The sequence below is a fragment of the Roseateles cavernae genome (assembly GCF_040187885.1).
GTDB classification, from domain to species: Bacteria; Pseudomonadota; Gammaproteobacteria; order Burkholderiales; family Burkholderiaceae_C; genus Roseateles_E; species Roseateles_E cavernae.
Map to the genome: position 1 here is coordinate 39,687 of NZ_JBDPLH010000012.1, position 20,738 is coordinate 60,424.

General features: G+C 67.3%; 23 protein-coding genes. 17 read left to right on the plus strand and 6 right to left on the minus strand.

Annotation, left to right across the window (positions count from 1 at the left end):
* Positions 1-6 precede the first annotated feature (6 nt).
* From lpxK to ABGI63_RS22960, 3 genes are read right to left on the minus strand one after another with little or no spacing between them, the layout of a single operon-like run.
* Positions 7-1,020: a tetraacyldisaccharide 4'-kinase gene (gene lpxK / locus ABGI63_RS22950; RefSeq protein WP_349744868.1), complete on the minus strand. Its 1,014-nt coding sequence runs from the start codon at positions 1,018-1,020 to the stop codon at positions 7-9.
* A gap of 4 nt (positions 1,021-1,024) precedes the next feature.
* Positions 1,025-1,444 carry an ExbD/TolR family protein gene (locus tag ABGI63_RS22955; protein WP_349744869.1) on the minus strand — a complete coding sequence of 140 codons (420 nt, stop codon included), beginning with the start codon at positions 1,442-1,444 and terminating at the stop codon, positions 1,025-1,027.
* Positions 1,441-2,094: a MotA/TolQ/ExbB proton channel family protein gene (locus tag ABGI63_RS22960; protein ID WP_349744870.1), complete on the minus strand. Its 654-nt coding sequence runs from the start codon at positions 2,092-2,094 to the stop codon at positions 1,441-1,443. Before ABGI63_RS22960 ends, ABGI63_RS22955 begins: the two co-directional genes overlap by 4 nt.
* Before the next feature lie 351 nt (positions 2,095-2,445).
* Here ABGI63_RS22960 and xseA point away from each other — a divergent pair, with 351 nt between their 5' ends.
* The 3 genes from xseA (at position 2,446) to ABGI63_RS22975 (ending at position 4,897) form a co-directional block, all read left to right on the plus strand.
* The gene (xseA, locus tag ABGI63_RS22965) at positions 2,446-3,741 is read left to right on the plus strand and encodes an exodeoxyribonuclease VII large subunit (protein ID WP_349744871.1); all 1,296 of its coding nucleotides are present in this window, start codon (positions 2,446-2,448) and stop codon (positions 3,739-3,741) included.
* A 68-nt stretch (positions 3,742-3,809) separates the two neighbouring features.
* On the plus strand, positions 3,810-4,391 hold the full coding sequence (locus ABGI63_RS22970) for a superoxide dismutase (RefSeq protein WP_349744873.1): 582 nt from the start codon (positions 3,810-3,812) through the stop codon (positions 4,389-4,391).
* Positions 4,392-4,513: 122 nt separating this feature from the next.
* A complete protein-coding gene (locus ABGI63_RS22975) occupies positions 4,514-4,897 on the plus strand; it encodes a DUF3597 domain-containing protein (protein ID WP_349744875.1) in 384 nt (127 codons plus the stop codon).
* A 33-nt stretch (positions 4,898-4,930) separates the two neighbouring features.
* Here the strand turns inward: ABGI63_RS22975 and ABGI63_RS22980 are convergent, their stop codons facing one another.
* A complete protein-coding gene (locus tag ABGI63_RS22980) occupies positions 4,931-5,374 on the minus strand; it encodes a DUF192 domain-containing protein (protein WP_349744877.1) in 444 nt (147 codons plus the stop codon).
* A gap of 59 nt (positions 5,375-5,433) precedes the next feature.
* Here ABGI63_RS22980 and ABGI63_RS22985 point away from each other — a divergent pair, with 59 nt between their 5' ends.
* From ABGI63_RS22985 to ABGI63_RS23025, 9 genes are read left to right on the plus strand one after another with little or no spacing between them, the layout of a single operon-like run.
* On the plus strand, positions 5,434-7,704 hold the full coding sequence (locus ABGI63_RS22985; RefSeq protein WP_349744879.1) for a heavy metal translocating P-type ATPase: 2,271 nt from the start codon (positions 5,434-5,436) through the stop codon (positions 7,702-7,704).
* A 16-nt stretch (positions 7,705-7,720) separates the two neighbouring features.
* A complete protein-coding gene (gene ccoS, locus ABGI63_RS22990) occupies positions 7,721-7,954 on the plus strand; it encodes a cbb3-type cytochrome oxidase assembly protein CcoS (RefSeq protein ID WP_137942226.1) in 234 nt (77 codons plus the stop codon).
* Positions 7,947-9,413, plus strand: coding sequence for a cytochrome-c oxidase, cbb3-type subunit I (gene ccoN, locus ABGI63_RS22995; protein ID WP_349744881.1), 1,467 nt, complete (start codon positions 7,947-7,949; stop codon positions 9,411-9,413). Before ccoS ends, ccoN begins: the two co-directional genes overlap by 8 nt.
* Before the next feature lie 13 nt (positions 9,414-9,426).
* Positions 9,427-10,050 (plus strand): cytochrome-c oxidase, cbb3-type subunit II, encoded by a 624-nt coding sequence (gene ccoO / locus ABGI63_RS23000; protein ID WP_137942228.1) that lies wholly within the window; start codon positions 9,427-9,429, stop codon positions 10,048-10,050.
* A 12-nt stretch (positions 10,051-10,062) separates the two neighbouring features.
* Positions 10,063-10,224: a cbb3-type cytochrome oxidase subunit 3 gene (locus tag ABGI63_RS23005; protein WP_137942229.1), complete on the plus strand. Its 162-nt coding sequence runs from the start codon at positions 10,063-10,065 to the stop codon at positions 10,222-10,224.
* On the plus strand, positions 10,214-11,134 hold the full coding sequence (gene ccoP, locus ABGI63_RS23010) for a cytochrome-c oxidase, cbb3-type subunit III (protein WP_349744883.1): 921 nt from the start codon (positions 10,214-10,216) through the stop codon (positions 11,132-11,134). The genes ABGI63_RS23005 and ccoP overlap by 11 nt, the downstream gene beginning before the upstream one ends.
* A gap of 18 nt (positions 11,135-11,152) precedes the next feature.
* Positions 11,153-12,607, plus strand: a complete 1,455-nt coding sequence (gene ccoG / locus ABGI63_RS23015; RefSeq protein WP_349744885.1) for a cytochrome c oxidase accessory protein CcoG — start codon at positions 11,153-11,155, stop codon at positions 12,605-12,607.
* 27 nt (positions 12,608-12,634) lie between these two features.
* Positions 12,635-12,886 carry a hypothetical protein gene (locus tag ABGI63_RS23020; RefSeq protein ID WP_349744887.1) on the plus strand — a complete coding sequence of 84 codons (252 nt, stop codon included), beginning with the start codon at positions 12,635-12,637 and terminating at the stop codon, positions 12,884-12,886.
* Positions 12,886-13,128 (plus strand): hypothetical protein, encoded by a 243-nt coding sequence (locus ABGI63_RS23025; RefSeq protein WP_349744889.1) that lies wholly within the window; start codon positions 12,886-12,888, stop codon positions 13,126-13,128. Before ABGI63_RS23020 ends, ABGI63_RS23025 begins: the two co-directional genes overlap by 1 nt.
* 1 nt (position 13,129) lies before the next feature.
* Here the strand turns inward: ABGI63_RS23025 and fnr are convergent, their stop codons facing one another.
* Entirely contained in the window at positions 13,130-13,864 is a 735-nt protein-coding gene (fnr, locus tag ABGI63_RS23030; RefSeq protein WP_266007473.1) for a fumarate/nitrate reduction transcriptional regulator Fnr, read from the minus strand.
* Positions 13,865-14,043: 179 nt separating this feature from the next.
* Here fnr and hemN point away from each other — a divergent pair, with 179 nt between their 5' ends.
* The 3 genes from hemN to icd all read left to right on the plus strand — a co-directional run bounded on the left by hemN (position 14,044) and on the right by icd (position 17,517).
* Positions 14,044-15,453 carry an oxygen-independent coproporphyrinogen III oxidase gene (gene hemN / locus ABGI63_RS23035; RefSeq protein ID WP_349744891.1) on the plus strand — a complete coding sequence of 470 codons (1,410 nt, stop codon included), beginning with the start codon at positions 14,044-14,046 and terminating at the stop codon, positions 15,451-15,453.
* A 2-nt stretch (positions 15,454-15,455) separates the two neighbouring features.
* Positions 15,456-16,160: a sulfite exporter TauE/SafE family protein gene (locus ABGI63_RS23040; protein ID WP_349744893.1), complete on the plus strand. Its 705-nt coding sequence runs from the start codon at positions 15,456-15,458 to the stop codon at positions 16,158-16,160.
* 103 nt (positions 16,161-16,263) lie between these two features.
* Complete coding sequence (gene icd, locus ABGI63_RS23045) at positions 16,264-17,517, plus strand: NADP-dependent isocitrate dehydrogenase (RefSeq protein WP_349744895.1); 1,254 nt, start codon at positions 16,264-16,266, stop codon at positions 17,515-17,517.
* 44 nt (positions 17,518-17,561) lie between these two features.
* On the opposite strand, the gene ABGI63_RS23050 is transcribed toward icd, so the two are convergent.
* Positions 17,562-17,810 carry a cold-shock protein gene (locus ABGI63_RS23050; protein WP_349744896.1) on the minus strand — a complete coding sequence of 83 codons (249 nt, stop codon included), beginning with the start codon at positions 17,808-17,810 and terminating at the stop codon, positions 17,562-17,564.
* A gap of 221 nt (positions 17,811-18,031) precedes the next feature.
* Here ABGI63_RS23050 and clpS point away from each other — a divergent pair, with 221 nt between their 5' ends.
* Together clpS and clpA are read left to right on the plus strand one after the other, a co-directional pair.
* Positions 18,032-18,400 carry an ATP-dependent Clp protease adapter ClpS gene (gene clpS / locus ABGI63_RS23055; RefSeq protein WP_137942239.1) on the plus strand — a complete coding sequence of 123 codons (369 nt, stop codon included), beginning with the start codon at positions 18,032-18,034 and terminating at the stop codon, positions 18,398-18,400.
* A complete protein-coding gene (clpA, locus tag ABGI63_RS23060; protein WP_349744898.1) occupies positions 18,397-20,721 on the plus strand; it encodes an ATP-dependent Clp protease ATP-binding subunit ClpA in 2,325 nt (774 codons plus the stop codon). Before clpS ends, clpA begins: the two co-directional genes overlap by 4 nt.
* Positions 20,722-20,738 lie beyond the last annotated feature (17 nt).

The following is a 20,738-nucleotide window of genomic DNA, read 5'->3' on the forward strand; positions in this document are numbered from 1 at the left end:
CTATCGTTATCTCGGCAGCGCCTGCAAGGCTTGCTGCAGCGCGCGCTCAAAGGAGTCGTCGGGCCTGAAGTCTAGCGCCACCACCCAGACCCGGGTGCGGCCCAGCTGCTCGGGCCGCAGCTTGACCGCGTCCTTCTCGGTCAGCAAGACCTCGGCGGTGTCGGCCGGCCAGGGCAGCGTGCTGAAGTCATGGTGGTCGGGCAGGGGCAGGGGCAGCACATCCAGCCCCTGGGCGCGCAGCATCGTGAAGAAGCGCTCCGGCTGCGCCAGGCCGGCGGCCGCCAGCACCGGGCGGCCGCGCAGGCCTTGCCAGGCCAGCGGATCGGCCGCCGCACCCTGCCACCAGGCCGCCAGCTCCACGGCGCCGGCCAGCTGGCGCCGCGCCAGATGGCCGGGCAGCGCGGTGCTGGGCGCGCCGGCGTTATACAGCACCAGGCTGGGCTCGGCACTCATGGTCCGGCGCTGGCGCAGCGGCCCGGCCGGCAGCAGCCGGCCATTGCCCAGGCCGCGCTCGTCGAACACCAGCACGCTCAAGCGCCTCGGCAGCCGCCAGTGCTGCAGCCCGTCGTCGCTGATCAGCAGGCGCAGCTCGGGCCGCGCGGCCAGCAGCGCGCGGGCTGCGGCCACCCGGTCGCGGCCCACGGCCACCGGCGCGCCGCTGCGCAGATGGATCAGCAGTGGCTCGTCGCCGACCTCGGCGGCCGTGCTGGCGCGGTCCACCAGCCGCAGCTCGTCGTTGTCGCGGCCATAGCCGCGCGAGATCACGCCGGCCGCCAGGCCCTGGGCCTGCAGCAGCCGCAGCAGGGCGAGCGTCGTGGGGGTCTTGCCGGCCCCGCCGACGATCCAGTTGCCGACCACGATGACCGGCACCGGCAGGGCCTCGGCACGCCGCAGGCCGAGCCGGTAGAGCAGGGCGCGGATCTCGATCAGCAGCCCGTAGATCCAGCCCAGCGGGCGCAAGGCCTGGGCCAACGGCCCACCTTCTTGCCAGGCCCGCTGCAGGCGCTCGGCGAGGCTCATCGGGCTACTTCGCGGCGTCGCCCTGGGCGGCAAAGGTCAGGCGGTTGAGCCCGGCGCGGCGGGCCGCGTCCATCACGTTGACGACGGCCTGGTGGGCCGCGTTGGCATCGGCCGAGATGATGATCATGGTCTCGGGCTGGCCGGCGCTGGCCTGTTGCAGCGCGGCGGCCAGCAGCTCGGGCGTGCGGCCCTCGACGGCCTGGCGGTTCACCGCATAGCGGCCGTCGGCCGAAATGGCGACGATGATCTCGCGCGGCCGCTCCTGCAGCTTGTCGGCATTGGCCGTCGGCAGCGTGACCTGCAGCTCGGTGAAGCGGGAATAGGTGGTCGACAGCATCAGAAAGATCAGGATCACCAACAACACGTCGATGAAGGGGATCAGATTGATCTCGGGCTCGTCGGCCTTGCGCTGGCGGAACTTCATTTGCCGCTGCGCACCGCCGGCTGTGCCGGGGCGGCCTGGGTGAAGCGCGTCAGATGGTTCATGAAGCGCTCGCTGGCCTGCTCCAGCTCCAGCACATAGACCTCGACCAGGCCGCGGAAGTAGCGGTAGCACATCAGCGAGGGGATCGCGATGATCAGGCCGAAGGCGGTGTTGTAGAGCGCGATCGAGATGCCGTGGGCCAGCTGTGCGGGGTTGGCGCCGCTCGGGCTCTGGCTGCCGAAGATCTCTATCATGCCGACCACCGTGCCCAGCAGGCCCAGCAGAGGCGCGGCCGTCGCGATCGTGCCCAGCGTGTTCAGATAGCGTTCGAGCTTGTGGATGGCAGACCGGCCGGCCAGCTCGAAGGTCTGGCGCAGCCTGGCATCGGGAATGCGCGGATCGGCGATCACCGCACGCAGCCCGCTGGCCAGCAGCTGGCCCAGCACCGAGTTCTCGGCCAGCTTGTTGACCACCTCGGCGCTGGGCAGGTGCTGGTTGGTGACGCTGAGCACCTCATCGAGCAGGGTCGGCGGCGCGATGCGCGCGCTGCGCAGGCTGGTCAGCCGCTCGATGACCAGGGTCAGTGCCACGACGGAGCACAGGAGCAGGGGCCAGATCGGCCAGCCGGCGGCTTGTATGATCGAAAACAAAGGCGCTCCCTCTTGAGAAGACAGGGCCGACCGTCAACCGGCCCGCCGCGATGCGCGCGATTATGGCCCGAAGGCGGGCCCGCTTCGGCAGTCTCGGCGTCAGGTCTTGCCCGCACATCCAAACAGTCCACTTTCGCTGTGGATAACTTTGTGGGCAAGCTGGCCCGGTGGCCCGCCGAGGCCCGAAAAATCAAGGGCTTGGATAAATTGCTCAATTTTTAGGCATGAAAAAACACTTGAAAAACAAGCGTTTATGCGCGTGTGTCAAATCCGTGACGCGCCGGATAGGCCGCCAGGCCCCATTCGGCGCGGCTGTGGAGTTCTACCCCCGCGCCAGCCTTGGGTTTGCGCATGATTGATGCCCTCCAAGCCGCGCCACGCCGCATGGTCTGGGGGGTCGCGGCCCTGCTGCATGCGGTCTCCGATGCCTTGCAGACCCGCTTTGCGGTCTGTGTCGTGCAGGGCGAAATCTCGGGCTTCACGCGGGCGGCCAGCGGGCACTGCTATTTCAGCCTGAAGGACGCCGAGGGGCAGAGCGCGCTGCTGCGCTGTGCGATGTTTCGCCGTGCCACCGCGCTGCTGGACTTCGCGCCCGGCGACGGCCAGCTGGTCGAGCTGCGCGGCCGGCTGACCCTGTATGAGCCGCGCGGCGAGCTGCAGTTTGTCGTCGAGAGCATGCGCCGCGCCGGCGCCGGCGCGCTGTATGAGCAGTTCCTGCGCCTGAAGGCCCAGCTGGAGGCGCTGGGCTTTTTCGCGCCGGAGCGCAAGCGCCCGCTGCCGGCCTTCCCGCGCCGCATCGGCGTGATCACCTCGACCGCCGGCGCCGCCCTGCATGATGTGCTGACGGCGCTGCGCCGCCGTGCGCCGCAGGTGGAGGTCGTCATCTACCCGAGCCCGGTGCAGGGCGCCGAGGCGCCGCCGGCCCTGGTCCAGGCCGTGCTGACGGCGAATGCGCGCGCCGAGGTCGATGTGCTGCTGCTGTGCCGTGGCGGCGGCTCGCTGGAAGACCTGTGGGCCTTCAATGACGAGCGGGTGGTGCGGGCGGTGGCCGAGTCGGACCTGCCGCTGGTCTGCGGCGTCGGCCATGAGACCGATGTGACCCTGTGCGATCTGGCCGCCGACCTGCGCGCTCCCACCCCCACCGCCGCCGCCGAGCTGGCCGCGCCGGCCCAGGCCGGCGAGCTGGCCCGGCTGCAGGCGCTGGCGGGCGCGCTGAGGCGCCGCATGGACCAGCGCCTGGACGCCGCCGCCCAGCGCCTGGACCGCGCGGCGCTGCGCCTGGCCCGGCCGACCGAGGCCTTGCAGCAGCAGCATCGCCGCCTCGCCCTGCTGGCCCAGCGCTGGGGTCAGGCCTTGCCTCGGACGGTGGAGCGGCACACCCAGTCGCTGGATCGGCTGCAGGAGCGTCGCGGCCGGGCGGCCGAGACCCTGCTGCAGCGCCATGCCGCGCGGCTGGACAGCCTGCAGGCACGGCTGCAGGCGCTGGACCCCAAGCGCGTGCTGTCGCGCGGCTACGCCTGGCTGGACGACGGCCAGGGGCGGGCGCTGAGCTCGGTGCAGCAGCTGAAGCCGCAGACCCAGGTGCACGCGGTGCTGGCCGACGGCGAGGCGCAGCTGCAGGTACTCGCCACAAAGCCAAGGGCATAGCCAAGCTGCCTACAATCGCAGCCGGACTGAAATCATCCACCCGAACGATAGCTTGAAGAGGAGTTGATATGGAACATACCTTGCCCGCCTTGCCCTATGCCAAGGACGCCCTGGCCCCGCACTACAGCGCCGAGACGCTGGAGTTCCACCACGGCAAGCATCACAACGCCTATGTGGTGAACCTGAACAATCTGCAAAAGGGCACCGAGTTCGAGACCAAGACCCTGGAAGAGATCATCAAGACCTCCAGCGGCGGCATCTACAACAACGCGGCCCAGATCTGGAACCACACCTTCTTCTGGAACTGCATGAAGCCCCAGGGCGGCGGCGCACCGAGCGGCGCGCTGGCCGACGCGATCAACGCCAAGTGGGGCAGCCTGGATGCCTTCAAGGAAGCCTTCACGAAGAGCGCGGTCGGCAACTTCGGTTCCGGCTGGACCTGGCTGGTCAAGAAGGCCGATGGCTCGGTGGACATCGTCAACACGGGCGCAGCCGGTACACCTTTGACCAGCGCTGACAAAGCATTGCTGACCGTCGACGTGTGGGAGCATGCCTACTACATCGACTACCGCAATCTGCGTCCCAAGTTCGTCGAGGCCTTCCTGAACCATCTGGTCAACTGGGAATTCGCGCAGGCCAACTACGCCTGAGCGTCACTGCCCTTGAGCATGAGCCGGTCTTGTACCGGCTTTTTTCATGTCCGGGTCAGGTCTTGCCTGTAGGATGGGTCGTCATCGCGAGGGTCGCGGTGCGTCTACAGGGAGATGTGGCGATGGGACTGTTCAGCAAGATTCTCGACAAGCTCGGTTTCGGCTCGGCTGCAGCCGAGCCGGCCGCCCCGGGCCCCGCTGCGTCGGCCACTGCGCCCGCGGCGCCGGCCGCCCCGGTGGCGATCTCGGCGGTAGATGTGGTGGCCCAGCTCGAAGCGCTGGCCGCCAAGAACCCTGAAAAACTCAACTGGAAGCTCTCCATCGTCGACCTGATGAAGCTGCTGGGCTTGGACAGCAGCCTGGCTGCGCGCAAGGAGCTGGCCACCGAGCTGGCTTGCCCGGCCGACAAGATGGGCGACTCGACCCAGATGAATATGTGGCTGCACAAGACCGTGCTGCAGAAGCTGGCCGACAACGGCGGCAACATTCCCAAAGAGCTGCTCTGACGGCCAGCCCGGCCCCGGGGCCGGGCTTGGGGCTCACTGCCAGGGCTTGCCCTTGAGCTTGGCGCCGGCCTTGATGCCGCGCTTGGCGAACCAGCCCTGGTTCATCTCCAGCGCATAGCGCACCGGCCTGGCCGAGCAGTGCGAGGCCTCGGACATGGCCTGCATCTCGGCGATGTTGACGATGCTGCCGTCATCGGCGACGAAGGCGATCGAGAGCGGTAGCAAGGTGTTCTTCATCCAGAAGCACTGCACGCCGGCCTCTTCGAAGACAAAGAGCATGCCGGCATTGGTGGGCATGCTGGGCCGGTGCATCAGGCCGATGGCGCGCTGCTCCTGAGTCTGGGCCACCTCGGCCTGGATCAGGTGCATGCCCGCGGTCAGCGGGGTGACCGGCAATTGCTGAGGCTTGTCCTGTGCCTGGGCCAGGCCCAGGGCGAGAACCAGTAGGAGAGTTGCGCTTGTCTTGATATAAGTCATGTCGAGGAAGGCCAGTTCTTCCTAGATTATGGGCTGACAAGAGGCACACACGCCGACCCATGAGCGCATCGACCCTGACCGAATCCCTGCCCGCCGGCTTTGCCCAGCCGGCATCCGTCGTGGAGGTGATCGATCAGCGCGAGACCCAGGCCGCTTTCACCGAATGGGCCGGCGAGGACAGTGCCACCTCGCAATTGCGGCTGGCCGGCATGCATTGCGCCGCCTGTGCCGGCATCATCGAGCGCGCCTTGCTGGCCGAGCCCGGTGTGCGGGGTGCCGAGGTCCATGCGGCGGCCGAACGGTTGCAGCTGCGCTGGAATCCGCAGCAGGTGCGGCTGAGCCAGCTGCTGCGCGCGGTGGCCCGGGCCGGCTACGAGGCCCAGCCCGATGTCGCCGCGCCGGCACGGCTGCTGCGCCAGCGCGAGCAGCGCCGCGCGCTGTGGCGTCTGTTCGTCGCCGGCTTTCTGATGATGCAGGTGATGATGCTGGCCTGGCCCATCTATGTGGCCGCGCCCGGCGAGATGAGTGCCGATCTGCAGCGCCTCTTGAACTGGGGCGCCTGGGTGCTGAGCCTGCCGGTGCTGCTGTTCTCGGCCGGCCCCTTCTTCCGCAGCGCCTGGCAGCAGTTGCGTCAGCGCCGCCTGGGCATGGATGTGCCGGTGAGCCTGGGCATTGCCGTGACTTTTGTGGCCAGCAGCGGTGCCACCTTCGATCCCAGCGGGCCGTTCGGCCATGAGGTCTATTTCGACTCGCTGACGATGTTCGTCTGCTTTTTGCTGGCCGGCCGCTGGCTGGAGCTGCGCGCCCGCCACCGCGTCGCCGAGGAGCTGGAGCGGGCCACGGCCGGCCTGCCGGACTGGGTCGAGCGCATCGAGCCCGACGGCAGCAGTCGCCGGCTGAGCCCGGCCCAGCTGAGCGTGGGCGATCTGCTGCGTGTCGCGGCCGGCCAGGCCTTTGCCGCCGACGGCCGCATCGAGCAGGGCCGCAGCGAGGCCGACGAGGCGCTGCTGAGCGGCGAGTCGCGGCCGGTGCCCAAGACGGTGGGCGACGAGGTCGTGGCCGGCAGCATCAATCTGAGCGGTTCGCTGCTCGTGCGGGTCTTGCGCGTCGGCGCCGACACCCGCTTCGACGCCATCGTGCGCCTGATGCGCAAGGCCCTGACCCAGCGCCCGGCCGAGCTGCGCCTGGCCGATCGGGTGGCCGGCCCGTTTCTGTGGACGGTGCTGGCGCTGGCGGCCGGCGCGGCCCTGGTCTGGAGCCAGATCGATCCGCAGCGCGCCGTCTGGGTGGCGGTCTCGGTGCTGATCGTCACCTGCCCCTGCGCGCTGTCGCTGGCCGCGCCCTCGGCCTGGCTGGCCGCTGCGGCCGCGCTGGCGCGGCGCGGCATGCTGCTGGCGCGGCTGGACATGCTGGAGCGGCTGGCCCTGGTCGACACCGTGGTGCTGGACAAGACCGGCACCTTGACCGAGGAGGGCATGGCCTTGCTGCGGAGCTGGCCGGCCGAGCCCGGCGCGCTGCTCGCCGAGGCCGCCGCGCTGGCACAGCACTCCCAGCATGTGTTCGCGCGTGCGCTGGTTGCTGCGGCCACTGCCGCGCCGGCTGACTGGTGCGACGTGCAGGAGCTGCCGGGGCGCGGCCTGCAGGCGCTGGACGCCGGGGGCCAGGTCTGGCGTCTCGGCGCGCCGGCCTGGGTTTCGGAGGATCGGATTGCCGGGGGGCAGGTCTTGCCAAATGACTCACCCCTGCCCGAGGCCCAGCTGTGCTTCGGCCGGCCCGGCGAGGCGATGCTGCTGCTGCAGTTCGGCGAGGTCTTGCGCGGCGATGCCCGCGAGGCGGTCGCGCGGCTGCACGAGCAGGGCCTGCGGACCTTGCTGCTGTCTGGCGATGCGCCCGAGCGCGCGGCGGCGATGGCGGCGCGGGCCGGCATCACGGCGGCGCAGGGCGGCGCCAGCCCCGAGGACAAGCTGGCGGCGGTGGCGCGGCTGCAGGCCGAGGGCCGGCGCGTGCTGATGCTGGGCGACGGCATCAACGATGCGCCGGTGCTGGCGCGTGCCGATGTCAGCCTGGCGATGGGGCAGGGCGCGCTGATCGCGCGCGCGCAGGCCGATGGCGTGCTGCTGTCGGGCCGGCTGGTCGATGTGGCGCTGGCCCGCGCGCTGGCGCTGCGCACCCGCCGTGTGATCCGGCAGAACCTGGGCTGGGCGGCGCTCTACAACGCCATCTGCATTCCGCTGGCACTGGCCGGCCTGCTGCCGCCCTGGGCGGCGGGCCTGGGCATGGCGGCCAGCTCGCTGCTGGTGGTGATGAACGCCTACCGCCTGAAACGCTGACGAGGCAGCCCACACGATGGACATTCTTTATCTCTTGATCCCGATGTCGGTGCTGCTGGTGCTGGGCATCGTCGGCCTGTTCGGCTGGGCGATCAATAACGGGCAATTGGACGATCTGGAACGCGAAGGCGAACGGATCTTCGAGGGGGAAGCGGCCGGGGTTGATGGCGATCAAGCCTCCCGAGCGCTGGCGGGCAGACAATTTTCTGCATCTGAGGAAGACAGGAGCGAGAAGCATGTCAATGGCTAGTGTTTCGCAGCCGGCCGCGCCGGCGAGGGCTGCCGGGCTTTCGGGGCCGCATTACGAAGACGGCGTGGTGCGGGCGTTCGCGCTGGCCGCCGTGCTGTGGGGCGTGGTGGGCATGCTGGTGGGCGTCATCATCGCCGCGCAGCTGGCCTGGCCGGAGCTGAACTTCGGCATCTCATGGCTCAGCTATGGCCGCTTGCGGCCGCTGCACACCAATGCGGTGATCTTCGCCTTTGGCGGCTGCGCGCTGTTCGCGACCGCCTATCACGTGGTGCAGCGCACCGGCCAGACGCGGCTGTTCGCGCCAGGTCTTGCCTGGCTGACCTTCTGGGGCTGGCAGCTGGTGATCGTGCTGGCCGCCATCACCCTGCCGCTGGGCATGACCAGCGGCAAGGAGTATGCCGAGCTGGAATGGCCGATCGACATCCTGATCACCGTGGTCTGGGTCAGCTACGCGGTCGTGTTCTTCGGCACGGTGGGCACGCGCAAGGTGCGCCACATCTACGTGGCGAACTGGTTCTTCGGCGCCTTCATCATCGCGGTGGCCCTGCTGCACCTGGTCAATAGCGCGGCGATCCCGGTCAGCTGGACCAAGAGCTACTCGGCCTATGCCGGCGTGCAGGACGCGATGGTGCAGTGGTGGTACGGCCATAACGCGGTGGGCTTCTTCCTGACCGCCGGCTTTCTCGGGATGATGTACTACTACATCCCCAAGCAGGCCGGCCGGCCGGTCTACAGCTACCGCCTGTCCATCGTCCATTTCTGGGCACTGATCTTCACCTATATGTGGGCGGGCCCGCACCATCTGCACTACACGGCGCTGCCGGACTGGGCGCAGAGCGTGGGCATGGTGTTCTCGCTGGTGCTGCTGGCGCCCAGCTGGGGCGGCATGATCAACGGCATCATGACGCTGAGCGGTGCCTGGCACAAGCTGCGCGACGACCCGATCCTGAAGTTCCTGATCGTCTCGCTGAGCTTTTACGGCATGTCGACCTTCGAGGGTCCGATGATGTCGATCAAGACGGTCAATGCGCTGTCCCACTACACCGACTGGACCGTCGGCCATGTGCACAGCGGCGCCTTGGGCTGGGTCGGTCTGATCTCGATGGGCTCGCTGTACCACCTGATCCCGCGCATGTATGGCCGCACCGAGATGTTCAGCAAGCGCGCGATCGAGCTGCACTTCTGGGTCGCGACCCTGGGCATCGTGCTCTATATCGCCGCGATGTGGATCGCCGGCGTGATGCAGGGCCTGATGTGGCGCGCGGTCAATCCGGACGGCACCCTGGTCTACACCTTTGTCGAGAGCGTCAAGGCCACCTATCCCTTCTATGTGATCCGTCTGCTGGGCGGCCTGCTGTACCTGGGCGGCATGCTGATCATGGCCTGGAATGTGGTGATGACGATGCGTGCCGGACGACCCGAGCCGGTTCGCATCCCCGCCGTGGTGGCGCATGCCTGAGGGAGCAAACACAATGGCTGACAACAACAAACCCGTCGCCGGTCACGAGAAGATCGAGACCAACAACTTCCTGATGATCGTGCTGGTGCTGCTGACCGTGCTGGTCGGTGGCGTCGTCGAGATCGTGCCGCTGTTCTTCCAGCGCTCGACCACCGAGGCCGCACCGGGACTCAAGCCCTATACCGCGCTGCAGCTGGCCGGCCGCGACATCTATGTGCGCGAGGGCTGCTACAACTGCCACTCGCAGATGATCCGGCCCTTCCGTGCCGAGACGCTGCGCTACGGCCACTACTCGACCGCCGGCGAGTTCGTCTACGACCGGCCGTTCCAGTGGGGCAGCAAGCGCACCGGGCCGGACCTGCACCGCGTGGGTGGCAAATACAACGACGAGTGGCACCGCATCCACCTGATCAATCCGCGCGATCTGGTGCCCGAGTCGAACATGCCGGCCTACCCCTGGCTGGCCACCGCGACGGTCGATCCGGCCGAGATGCCGGGCAAGCTGAAGGCGCTGCGCCTGCTCGGCGCACCGTACAGCGATGCCGAGATTGCCGGCGCGGCCGAGGCCGTCAAGGGCCGCACCGAGATGGACGCCGTGATCGCCTATCTGCAGGTGCTGGGCACCGCCGTCAAGTAAAGGAGAAGGCGCATGGATATCAACACCCTGAGAAGCGCGGTGACCCTGCTGCTGCTGCTGATGTTCCTGGCCATCGTGGCCTGGGTCTACAGCCGAAAGCGCGACCAGCGCACCTTTGACGAGATCGCCGAGCTGCCGCTGCAAGGCGAGATGGGAGAGCCCAATGACAAGTGATTTCTTCTCCAACGGCTGGTCTATCTTCGTGGCCGCGAGCACGATCGCGGGCCTGCTGCTGTGCCTGTTCCTGCTGATCGTCGCCAGCCGCCGCAAGGTGATGGCCAATGACAACAGCACCGGCCATGTCTGGGACGAGGACCTGAAGGAGCTCAACAACCCGCTGCCGCGCTGGTGGATGGGCTTGTTCGTGCTGACCGTGCTGTTCTCCGGCATCTATCTGGCCCTCTACCCGGGCCTGGGCAGTGCGGCCGGCACCTTGAAGTGGAGCAGCACCGGCCAGTACGAGGCCGAGCAGGCCAAGGCGCGCAGCGCGCTGGCGGCGGTCTACGCCCCGTTCAACGCGATGCCGGTCGAGGAACTGGCCAAGAACGGCCAGGCCATGGGCATCGGCGAGCGCCTGTTCGCCAACAACTGCGCCGGCTGCCATGGCTCCGACGCGAAGGGCAGCAAGGGCTTCCCGAACCTGGCCGATGGCGACTGGCTGTATGGTGACAAGCACGAGACCCTGATCGAGACCATCAGCAAGGGCCGCAACGGCGTGATGCCGCCGATGGCGGCGGCGCTGGGCAAGCCCGAGGACGTGCGCAATGTGGCCAACTATGTGCTGAGCCTGTCGGGCAGCGCGCACAACTCGATCGCGGCCCAGCTGGGGCGCAGCAAGTTCGGCGCCTGCGCGGCCTGCCACGGCATGGACGGCAAGGGCAACCAGGCCCTCGGTGCCCCCAATCTGACCGACAAGATCTGGCTGCACGGCTGGGGTGAGGACGCCATCGTCGCCATCATCAACAACGGCAAGAACAATATGATGCCGGCCCATGGCGAGCGGCTCAGCCCCGAGCAGGTCCGCGTGCTGGCCGCCTATGTCTGGGGCCTGTCGCGGTCCTCGGCGGCCGTGGCAGTCAAGTAAGCAGCGGCACAAGCCCCGATGGACAGCCCCCCGCGCAAGGTCATTCCTCTGGTGGCGGCCGACGATGCCGCCACCGAGATGGTGTCGCTCTACCAGGCCCAGCAGAAGATCTACTCGCGTGCCGTCAGCGGCTGGTTCGCGACCTGGCGCTGGGTGCTGGTGTGGGCGACGCAGCTGCTGTTCTACGGCCTGCCCTGGCTGGACTGGGGCAGCCGCCAGGCGGTGCTGTTCGACCTGGAGACGCGGCGCTTCTACATCCTCGGCCTGGTGCTCTACCCGCAGGACTTCATCTACCTGACCGGGCTGCTGCTGATCTCGGCCTATGCGCTGTTCCTGTTCACCGCGGTGGCGGGGCGGCTGTGGTGCGGTTTCGCCTGCCCGCAGACGGTCTATACCGAGATCTTCATGTGGGTGGAGCAGAAGTTCGAGGGCGACCGCGCCAAGCGCATCAAGCTCGACGCCGCGCCCTGGGGCCCCGAGAAACTGCTGCGCAAGGGCGGCAAGCAGGCGGCCTGGATCGCCATCGGGCTGTGGACCGGCTTCACCTTTGTCGGCTACTTCACGCCGATCAAGGTGTTGAGCCAGGAGGTCATGAGCCTGGGCCTGGGCCCCTGGGAATGGTTCTGGATCCTGTTCTACGGCTTTGCGACCTACGGCAATGCCGGCTATATGCGCGAGCAGGTCTGCAAATACATGTGTCCTTATGCGCGCTTCCAGAGCGCGATGTTCGACAAGGACACGCTGATCATCAGCTACGACGCCGAGCGCGGCGAGCCGCGCGGCTCGCGCAGCAAGAAGGCCGATCCGACCGCGCTGGGCCTGGGCTCGTGCATCGACTGCACCCTGTGCGTGCAGGTCTGCCCGACCGGCATCGACATCCGCAAGGGCCTGCAGTACGAATGCATAGGCTGCGCCGCCTGCATCGATGTCTGCGACAGCGTGATGGACAAGATGAACTATCCGCGCGGCCTGATCCGCTACGACACCGAGAACGGCCTGTCCCAGCATCTGAGCCGCGGCGAAAGGCTGCTGCGCATCTTCCGGCCGCGGGTGTTGATCTATGGCGCGGTGCTGCTGCTGATCACCGCCGGCCTGTTCGCCAGCCTGGCGCTGCGCGCGCCCTTCAAGGTCGATGTGGTGCGTGATCGCGGCGCGCTGGCGCGCCTGGTCGACGACGGCTTCATCGAGAACGTCTACCGGCTGCAGATCATGAACACCACCGAGGCCGTGCAGCACTACCGCATCGCGGCCGAGGGCCTGCCCGGGCTGGCCACCGCGCAGCCGGTGCGGCTGGAGGTCGGGCCGGCCGAGGCCCGCTGGGTCTCGGTGGCCTTGCGGGTGCCGCCGCAGAGCGCGGCCCAGGCCGGCAGCGGCGCCCATGAGATCCGTTTCGCGATCGAGCGCGAGGCCGGGACGGACGAGCAGTCCGCCTACGCCTTGAGCGAGAAGTCAACCTTTGTCGTGCCGCGCTGAGCGTGGCGGCGTCCCGCAGGAGCAAATATGAGTGAACCGCAAGCAAGCAGCGCGCCGAACCGACCCTGGTGGCGCGAATCGATGATGTGGCTGGTGATCGGCGGCCCCAGCGTGGTGGTGGTCGCCTCCTTTGTGACGCTGGCGCTGGCGATCACCCACCCGGACCCGGTGATCGAGGTGGTGCCGGCCCAGGCCAGCGCCGGCAGCGATGCGGCGCCGAGTTCGGCGCAGACCCCGGCGATGAAGGCCCGCAACCATGCGGCCACCGGGGGACGCTGATGGACGAGCCATCACGGCGCTCGCGCCTGGTCATGGCCATTCTGTGGCCCTCGTTCCTGATGGCGGGGGTGCTGGAGGTGCTGGTCTTCAGCCTGCTTGATCCGGCCGCGCTGGCCGAGGCCAGCGCACTGTCCAGCACCAGCATCTACACGCTGGGCTTTCTGGGCTTCTGGATCGTGACCGGGCTGAGCTCGGCGTTGAGCCTGTGGCTGGCCGGCTTGCCGCCGGCTTCTTCGCGCTGAATCAGCAGTTGCTGCTGTTCACCAGGCGCTGCAGGCCGGCCTGGTCGAGGATCTGGATCTGGCGCTGCTTGACGTCCAGCAGGCCCTCTTCCTGGAACTTGGAGAAGGTGCGCGACACGGTCTCCAGCTTCAGGCCCAGATAGCTGCCGATTTCCTCGCGCGTCATGCGCAGCACCAGGCTGGAGGCCGAGAAGCCGCGCGCCTGCAGGCGCTGGGTCAGGTTCAGCAGAAAGGCGGCCAGGCGCTCCTCGGCCCGCATGCTGCCCAGCAGCAGCATCACGCCATGGTCGCGCACGATCTCGCGGCTCATGATCTTGTGGAACTGGTGCTGCAGATCGGTGAATTCGCGCGACAGCTCCTCGAGCTGCTCATAGGGGATCACGCAGACCTGGGAGTCTTCCAGCGCCACCGCATCGCAGCTGTGGCGGTCATTGCTGATGCCGTCCAGCCCCAGCAGCTCGCCGGCCATCTGGAAGCCGGTGACCTGGTCGCGGCCGTCCTCGGACGACACGCAGGTCTTGAAGAAGCCGGTGCGCACCGCATAGAGCGACTGGAAGGCATCGCCGGTGCGGAACAAGGTGTCGCCGCGCGCGACCTGACGGCGCGTCGCCACCAGGCTGTCGAGCTGCTCCAGATCGGGCTTGGACAGGCCCACCGGCAGGCACAGCTCGCGCAGATTGCAGCTGGAGCAGGCGACCTTGAAGGGCTCGATCTTGATGGCGGGTGCGGTGCTCATGCCGCGCATTATGGTCTGTCCGGGGCCGCCGCCTTCCGTGCCAGTGTCCGGCTTGGGCGAAGAGTGGAGGGGTGTCAGCATGATGTTCCTCAAGGTTGCCGTGATTGTTGTCGGGGCCATACGCAGCAAGCTTGATGCAGGTCAATTGCCCGCCAGCTAGGCTTGGCACAGTGGCGGACATGCCAAACAGCACCACCGCCACAGCTCTCGGAATCAGCGAAGAACTGCTGCGTCGCTACGACGTGGCCGGCCCGCGCTACACCTCCTACCCGACCGCCGACCGTTTCGTCGAGGCCTTCACGGTGGCCCAGTACGAACAGGCGTTGGCCCAGCGCGCCAGCGGCTCGCTGGTCGGCGGCGGCACGCCGCTGTCGGTCTATGTGCATGTGCCGTTCTGCGAATCGGTCTGCTACTACTGCGCCTGCAACAAGGTCATCACCCGCCACCATGAGCGCGCCGGCGAGTATCTGCAGGCCCTGAACACCGAGATGGACCTGACACTGGCCCATCTGGGCCGTGCACAGACCGTGTCGCAGCTGCATCTGGGGGGCGGCTCGCCGACCTTTCTGAGCGATGCCGAGCTGAGCCAGCTGATGCTGGACCTGCGCAGCCGCTTCAAGCTGGCGGCCGGCGCCGAGATCTCGATCGAAGTCGACCCGCGCACCGTCACCGAGCAGCGCCTGACGCATCTGCGCAGCCTGGGCTTCAACCGGCTGAGCTTCGGCGTGCAGGACTTCGATGCCGAGGTGCAGAAGGCGGTGCACCGCATCCAGAGCTTTGACAGCGTGGCCAGCCTGATGAGCCAGGCCCGCGCGCTGGGCTTCGAGTCGACCAATGTCGACCTGATCTACGGCCTGCCGCTGCAGACCCCCGAGTCTTTTGCCCGCACCGTCGCCCAGGTCGCGGCGCTGCGGCCCGACCGCATCGCGCTCTACGGCTATGCCCATCTGCCGCAGCGCTTCAAGCCGCAGCGCCGCATCGACATCACCCAGTTGCCGCCGGCCGCCGACAAGCTGCACATGCTCTCGGGGGCGATCAGCGGTTTCATTGCCCAGGGCTACAGCTATATCGGCATGGATCATTTCGCCTTGCCGACCGACTCGCTGGCGGTGGCCAAGCGCCAGGGGCGCCTGCACCGCAATTTCCAGGGCTACAGCACCCAGGCCGACTGCGACCTGATCGGGCTGGGCGTCTCGGCCATCGGCCGGGTCGGTGCCACCTACAGCCAGAACGCCAAGACCTTGCCCGAGTACTACGACGCGCTGCGCCAGGGCCAGTTGCCGGTGGTGCGCGGCCTGGCGCTGACGCGCGACGACCTGCTGCGCCGCGCGATGATCATGGCGCTGATGTGCCAGGGCCGGGTCGAATTCGAGTCGATCGAGCTGGCCCATCTGATCAAGGTGGGCGAGTACTTCCGGCCCGAGCTGGAGCGGCTGGCTCCGCTGCAGCAGGCCGGCATGGTCACGATCACGCCGGACGCGATCGAGGTGACGGCGCTGGGCTGGTACTTCGTGCGGGCCGTCGCGATGGTGTTCGACCGTTATCTGCAGGCCGATCGCACAAGAGAGCGCTTTTCTAAGATCATCTGAGCATGGATGCAGCTCTTGCCGGCTCGGCCCTGCTGATGGGCCTGGCCGGTTCCCCCCATTGCCTGGCGATGTGCGGCGCGGCCTGCGCCGGCCTGAGCGGCGGCGCGCCGCGCGCGATGGCCTCGTTCCAGCTCGGGCGCTGGCTCAGCTACGCCGCCGGCGGTGCGCTGGCGGCCGCCAGCGTCGGCTGGGCCGCGCAGCTGGGCCAGGCCACCGCGGTGCTGCGGCCGCTGTGGCTGATGGTGCATATGGCGGCGCTGGGCCTGGGGCTTTATCTGCTGTGGCGCGGGCGCCAGCCGGCCTGGCTGGAGAACCTCGGCCAGCGGGTCTCGCGCGAAACCAGCGTGTCGCTGGCGGGGCTGCGGCCCGGTCAGGCGGTGCTGGGAGGGGCCCGGCCCACCCGCGCGCTGCTGGGCGGCCTGGCCTGGCTGGCCTGGCCCTGCGGCCTGCTGCAGTCGGCCCTGGTGGTGGCGGCGCTGGCCTCGGGGCCGGCGCAGGGGGCGCTGGTGATGACGGCGTTCGCCGCCGGCTCCGGCCTGGGTCTGGTGCTCGGGCCGGCGTTGCTGCGCCGCCTGTTCGGGGTCGGGGAGGGCGGCCTGGTCTGGGCGATCCGGCTGGCCGGGCTGGGTCTGGCGGCGGCCTCGGTTTTCGCGCTGGGCCATGGGGTCTGGGTGCAGATCGCCGACTGGTGTGGTCGCGCTTTTTGAGTCCAACACTTATATAAGACTTGAGCCCTTCGCCGGACTTGCCGGCATAGAATCGGCGCCTCAGTCGTTTCACCCCTTGCGCTTTGCGCGGAGCAGACCACACATGTATCAACACATCAAGGTGCCCGAGGGCGGGCAGAAGATCACCGTCAACGCCGACTTCTCCCTGAATGTGCCCGATCAGCCCATCATTCCCTTCATCGAGGGCGATGGCACCGGTTTCGACATCACACCGGTGATGATCAAGGTGGTCGATGCGGCGGTGGCCAAGGCCTACGGCGGCCAGAAGAAGATCCACTGGATGGAGATCTATGCCGGCGAGAAGGCCACCCAGGTCTACGGCCCCGATGTCTGGCTGCCGGCCGAGACGCTGGAGGTGCTGCGCGAGTATGTGGTCTCGATCAAGGGGCCGCTGACCACGCCGGTCGGCGGCGGCATCCGTTCGCTGAACGTCGCGCTGCGCCAGGAACTGGACCTGTATGTCTGCCTGCGTCCGGTGCAGTATTTCAAGGGCGTGCCCTCGCCGCTGAAGGAGCCCGAGAAGACCCATATGGTGATCTTCCGCGAGAACTCGGAAGACATTTACGCCGGCATCGAGTACGAGGCCGAGAGCGACAAGGCCAGGAAGCTGATCAAGTTCCTGCAGGAGGAGATGGGCGTCAAGAAGATCCGCTTCCCCGATACCTCGGGCATCGGCATCAAGCCGGTTTCGCGTGAAGGCACCGAGCGCCTGGTGCGCAAGGCCATCCAGTACGCGATCGACAACGACAAGCCCAGCGTCACCATCGTGCACAAGGGCAATATCATGAAGTACACCGAGGGTGGCTTCCGTGACTGGGCCTACAGCCTGGCGCAAAAGGAATTCGGCGCCGAGCTGATCGACGGCGGCCCCTGGTGCAAGTTCAAGAGCCCGAAGAGCGGCAAGGACATCACGATCAAGGATTCGATCGCCGACGCCTTCCTGCAGCAGATCCTGCTGCGTCCGGCCGAGTACTCGGTGGTCGCGACGCTGAACCTCAACGGCGACTACATCTCCGATGCGCTGGCCGCCCAGGTCGGCGGTATCGGCATCGCGCCCGGCGCCAATATGTCGGACTCGGTGGCCTGCTTCGAAGCCACCCATGGCACCGCGCCGAAGTATGCCGGCAAGGACTATGTCAACCCGGGCAGCGAAATCCTGTCGGCCGAGATGATGCTGCGCCATATGGGCTGGACGGCCGCCGCCGACCTGATCATCAGCTCGCTGGAAAAGGCCATCGCCAGCAAAAAGGTCACCTATGACTTCGCCCGCCTGATGGACGGCGCGACCCAGGTCTCCTGCTCCGGTTTCGGCCAGGTCATGATCGACCAGATGTAGAACTTCCCATCCGGCAGGGTGCCGGATCTGAGCTGCGTGCCGCCTCAGGCGGCGCGCAGCGCCTCGCTTTCCTGCATCAGCTCGGCCTCGTCCAGCGGGCGGATGTTCTGTGCCAGTTGCCCCTTGGGGCCTTGCACCAGATCAAAGCTGACCCGGCCACCCTGGCGCAGCGTACGAAAGCCTTCCATCTGGATGGCCGAAAAATGGGCGAATACATCCTCGCCGCCCGCCTCCGGTTCAAGAAAGCCGAAGCCCTTGGCGTCGTTGAACCATTTCACCGTTCCTACTGCCATAACCGTCTCCACCCCACTGGTTTTTGTACCGGCGGGATTCTCAAAGCGCGGTCCACCGGCTGTCAATTCAGGGCCTGCCCGGGGGGTAGTTGTACGGATGGGTGGGTTCGGGCGTTGAAAAGGCGCGCAGCTCGCCCCCATATCCCGCAGTGCTTGTGGAATGCTTGACGGAAGATCCCCTTGCAGCGGCGCGCTCCGGCCCCACTCTATAGAATCAGCCCATGCCCGATCTACCCAACAAGCCCCCCGAACCGCCGGTGAAAACCCCGGGCGTCGGGCCCGGCCGCGACGATGCGGACGGCACCACCACGCTGGAACGGGTGGCGCAGAAAACCGAGCCGCCGCGCCTGTACCAGGTGCTGCTGCTCAATGATGATTTCACGCCCATGGAGTTTGTCGTCATGGTGCTACAAGAGTTTTTTCGCCATGACTTGGATACTGCAACCCAAATCATGCTGAAAATCCACCATGAGGGCCGGGGCGTTTGCGGTGTGTTCACCAAGGACGTGGCGGCCACCAAGGTTGAGTTGGTGCTGGCCGCCGCAAGGCGAGCCGGCCATCCCCTGCAGTGCATTATGGAGGCCGCATGATTGCGCAAGAGCTTGAAGTCAGCCTGCACATGGCGTTTGTCGAAGCGCGTCAGCAGCGTCACGAATTCATCACCGTCGAACACCTGCTGATGGCCTTGCTGGACAACCCGTCTGCGGCCGAGGTGCTGCGGGCCTGTTCGGCCAATATCGATGATTTGCGCAAGAGCCTGGCGCAGTTCATCAAGGAAAACACGCCCACGGTGGGCGGCAGCGAGGAAGTGGATACCCAGCCCACGCTGGGCTTCCAGCGCGTGATCCAGCGCGCCATCATGCATGTGCAGTCCACCGGCAGCGGCAAGAAGGAAGTGACCGGCGCGAATGTGCTGGTCGCGATCTTCGGCGAGAAGGACTCGCACGCCGTCTACTACCTGCACCAGCAGGGCGTGACCCGGCTGGACGTCGTCAACTACATCGCCCACGGTATCAAGAAGAGCGAGCCGCCCGAGCCTCCGAAGGGCCAGGAGGGCAGCGGCGGCGGCGAGAGCGAGCGCGAAGAGGCCGAGGCGCAGGGCGGCGGCAAGGGCTCGCCCCTGGAGCAGTTCACGCAAAACCTCAACCAGCTGGCCAAGGACGGCAAGATCGATCCGCTGATCGGCCGCGAGCACGAGGTCGAGCGCGTCGTGCAGATCCTGTGCCGCCGGCGCAAGAACAACCCGCTGCTGGTCGGCGAGGCCGGTGTCGGCAAGACCGCCATCGCCGAGGGCCTGGCCTGGCGCATCACCGAGGGTGATGTGCCCGAGGTGCTGGCCGACAGCGTGGTCTATTCGCTGGACATGGGCGCGCTGCTGGCGGGCACCAAGTACCGCGGCGACTTCGAGCAACGCCTGAAGGCGGTGCTCAAGCAGCTCAAGGACCAGCCCAATGCGGTGCTTTTCATTGACGAGATCCATACCCTGATCGGTGCCGGTGCGGCCTCGGGCGGCACGCTGGACGCCAGCAATCTGCTCAAGCCCGCCTTGTCCTCCGGCGCGATGAAGTGCATAGGCGCGACCACCTTCAGCGAATACCGCGGCATCTTCGAGAAGGACGCGGCGCTCTCAAGGCGCTTCCAGAAGGTCGACGTCGTCGAGCCCTCGGTCGAGCAGACCGTCGAGATCCTGAAGGGCCTGAAGTCGCGCTTCGAGGAACACCACAGCGTCAAGTACGCGCTGGGTGCGCTGCAGGCGGCGGCCGAGCTGTCGGCCAAGTACATCAACGACCGCCATCTGCCGGACAAGGCCATCGATGTGATCGACGAGGCCGGCGCCGCCCAGCGCATCCTGCCCAAGAGCAAGCAGAAGAAGACCATCACCCGCAACGAAGTCGAGGACATCGTCGCCAAGATCGCTCGCATCCCGCCGGCCTCGGTGTCCAGCGATGACCGCGGCAAGCTCAAGAGCCTGGACCGCGACCTCAACAGCGTGGTGTTCGGCCAGGAGCCGGCCATCGATGCGCTGGCGGCCGCGATCAAGATGGCGCGTTCGGGCCTGGGCAAGCCGGACAAGCCGATCGGCAGCTTCCTGTTCAGCGGCCCCACCGGCGTCGGCAAGACCGAGGTGGCCAAGCAGCTGGCCTATATCCTGGGCATCGAGCTGATCCGCTTCGATATGTCCGAGTACATGGAGCGCCATGCGGTCAGCCGCCTGATCGGTGCGCCTCCGGGCTATGTCGGTTTCGACCAGGGCGGTCTCTTGACCGAGGCGATCACGAAGAAGCCGCACGCGGTGCTCTTGCTCGACGAGATCGAGAAAGCGCACCCGGACGTGTTCAACGTGCTGCTGCAGGTGATGGACCATGGCTCGCTGACCGACAACAACGGACGCAAGGCCGACTTCCGCAACATCATCATCATCATGACGACCAATGCGGGCGCCGAGACGATGAACAAGGCCAGCATCGGCTTCACCAACTCGCGCGAGCAGGGCGACGAGATGGCCGACATCAAGCGCCTGTTCACGCCCGAGTTCCGCAACCGGCTGGACGCCATCGTGTCCTTCCGGGCGCTGGACGAGGAGATCATCCTGCGGGTGGTCGACAAGTTCCTGCTGCAGCTGGAAAGCCAGTTGCAGGAGAAGAAGGTCGAGGTCACCTTCAGCGATGCGCTGCGCAAGCATCTGGGCAAGAAGGGCTTCGATCCGCTGATGGGCGCGCGGCCGATGCAGCGCCTGATCCAGGACACGATACGCCGGGCCCTGGCCGACGAGCTGCTGTTCGGCCGCCTGGTCGACGGCGGCCGCCTGAGTGTCGATGTCGACGAGGCGGGCGCGGTGCAGCTGGACATCCAGCCGCTCAAGCGCGCCAGCGACAACAAACCCAAGGCCGAGCCGGCGACGGCCAGCTGATCGACAAAGGCCCCTCG

Excerpts from the sequence above, each read along its gene's own strand:
- lpxK (WP_349744868.1), bottom strand. The coding sequence starts at position 1,020 with ATGAGCCTCGCCGAGCGCCTGCAGCGGGCCTGGCAAGAAGGTGGGCCG.
- ABGI63_RS22955 (WP_349744869.1), bottom strand. The coding sequence starts at position 1,444 with ATGAAGTTCCGCCAGCGCAAGGCCGACGAGCCCGAGATCAATCTGATC.
- xseA (WP_349744871.1), top strand. The coding sequence starts at position 2,446 with ATGATTGATGCCCTCCAAGCCGCGCCACGCCGCATGGTCTGGGGGGTC.
- ABGI63_RS22970 (WP_349744873.1), top strand. The coding sequence starts at position 3,810 with ATGGAACATACCTTGCCCGCCTTGCCCTATGCCAAGGACGCCCTGGCC.
- ABGI63_RS22975 (WP_349744875.1), top strand. The coding sequence starts at position 4,514 with ATGGGACTGTTCAGCAAGATTCTCGACAAGCTCGGTTTCGGCTCGGCT.
- ABGI63_RS22980 (WP_349744877.1), bottom strand. The coding sequence starts at position 5,374 with ATGACTTATATCAAGACAAGCGCAACTCTCCTACTGGTTCTCGCCCTG.
- ABGI63_RS22985 (WP_349744879.1), top strand. The coding sequence starts at position 5,434 with ATGAGCGCATCGACCCTGACCGAATCCCTGCCCGCCGGCTTTGCCCAG.
- ccoS (WP_137942226.1), top strand. The coding sequence starts at position 7,721 with ATGGACATTCTTTATCTCTTGATCCCGATGTCGGTGCTGCTGGTGCTG.
- ccoN (WP_349744881.1), top strand. The coding sequence starts at position 7,947 with ATGGCTAGTGTTTCGCAGCCGGCCGCGCCGGCGAGGGCTGCCGGGCTT.
- ccoO (WP_137942228.1), top strand. The coding sequence starts at position 9,427 with ATGGCTGACAACAACAAACCCGTCGCCGGTCACGAGAAGATCGAGACC.
- ABGI63_RS23005 (WP_137942229.1), top strand. The coding sequence starts at position 10,063 with ATGGATATCAACACCCTGAGAAGCGCGGTGACCCTGCTGCTGCTGCTG.
- ccoP (WP_349744883.1), top strand. The coding sequence starts at position 10,214 with ATGACAAGTGATTTCTTCTCCAACGGCTGGTCTATCTTCGTGGCCGCG.
- ccoG (WP_349744885.1), top strand. The coding sequence starts at position 11,153 with ATGGACAGCCCCCCGCGCAAGGTCATTCCTCTGGTGGCGGCCGACGAT.
- ABGI63_RS23020 (WP_349744887.1), top strand. The coding sequence starts at position 12,635 with ATGAGTGAACCGCAAGCAAGCAGCGCGCCGAACCGACCCTGGTGGCGC.
- ABGI63_RS23025 (WP_349744889.1), top strand. The coding sequence starts at position 12,886 with ATGGACGAGCCATCACGGCGCTCGCGCCTGGTCATGGCCATTCTGTGG.
- fnr (WP_266007473.1), bottom strand. The coding sequence starts at position 13,864 with ATGAGCACCGCACCCGCCATCAAGATCGAGCCCTTCAAGGTCGCCTGC.
- hemN (WP_349744891.1), top strand. The coding sequence starts at position 14,044 with ATGCCAAACAGCACCACCGCCACAGCTCTCGGAATCAGCGAAGAACTG.
- ABGI63_RS23040 (WP_349744893.1), top strand. The coding sequence starts at position 15,456 with ATGGATGCAGCTCTTGCCGGCTCGGCCCTGCTGATGGGCCTGGCCGGT.
- icd (WP_349744895.1), top strand. The coding sequence starts at position 16,264 with ATGTATCAACACATCAAGGTGCCCGAGGGCGGGCAGAAGATCACCGTC.
- ABGI63_RS23050 (WP_349744896.1), bottom strand. The coding sequence starts at position 17,810 with ATGGCAGTAGGAACGGTGAAATGGTTCAACGACGCCAAGGGCTTCGGC.
- clpS (WP_137942239.1), top strand. The coding sequence starts at position 18,032 with ATGCCCGATCTACCCAACAAGCCCCCCGAACCGCCGGTGAAAACCCCG.
- clpA (WP_349744898.1), top strand. The coding sequence starts at position 18,397 with ATGATTGCGCAAGAGCTTGAAGTCAGCCTGCACATGGCGTTTGTCGAA.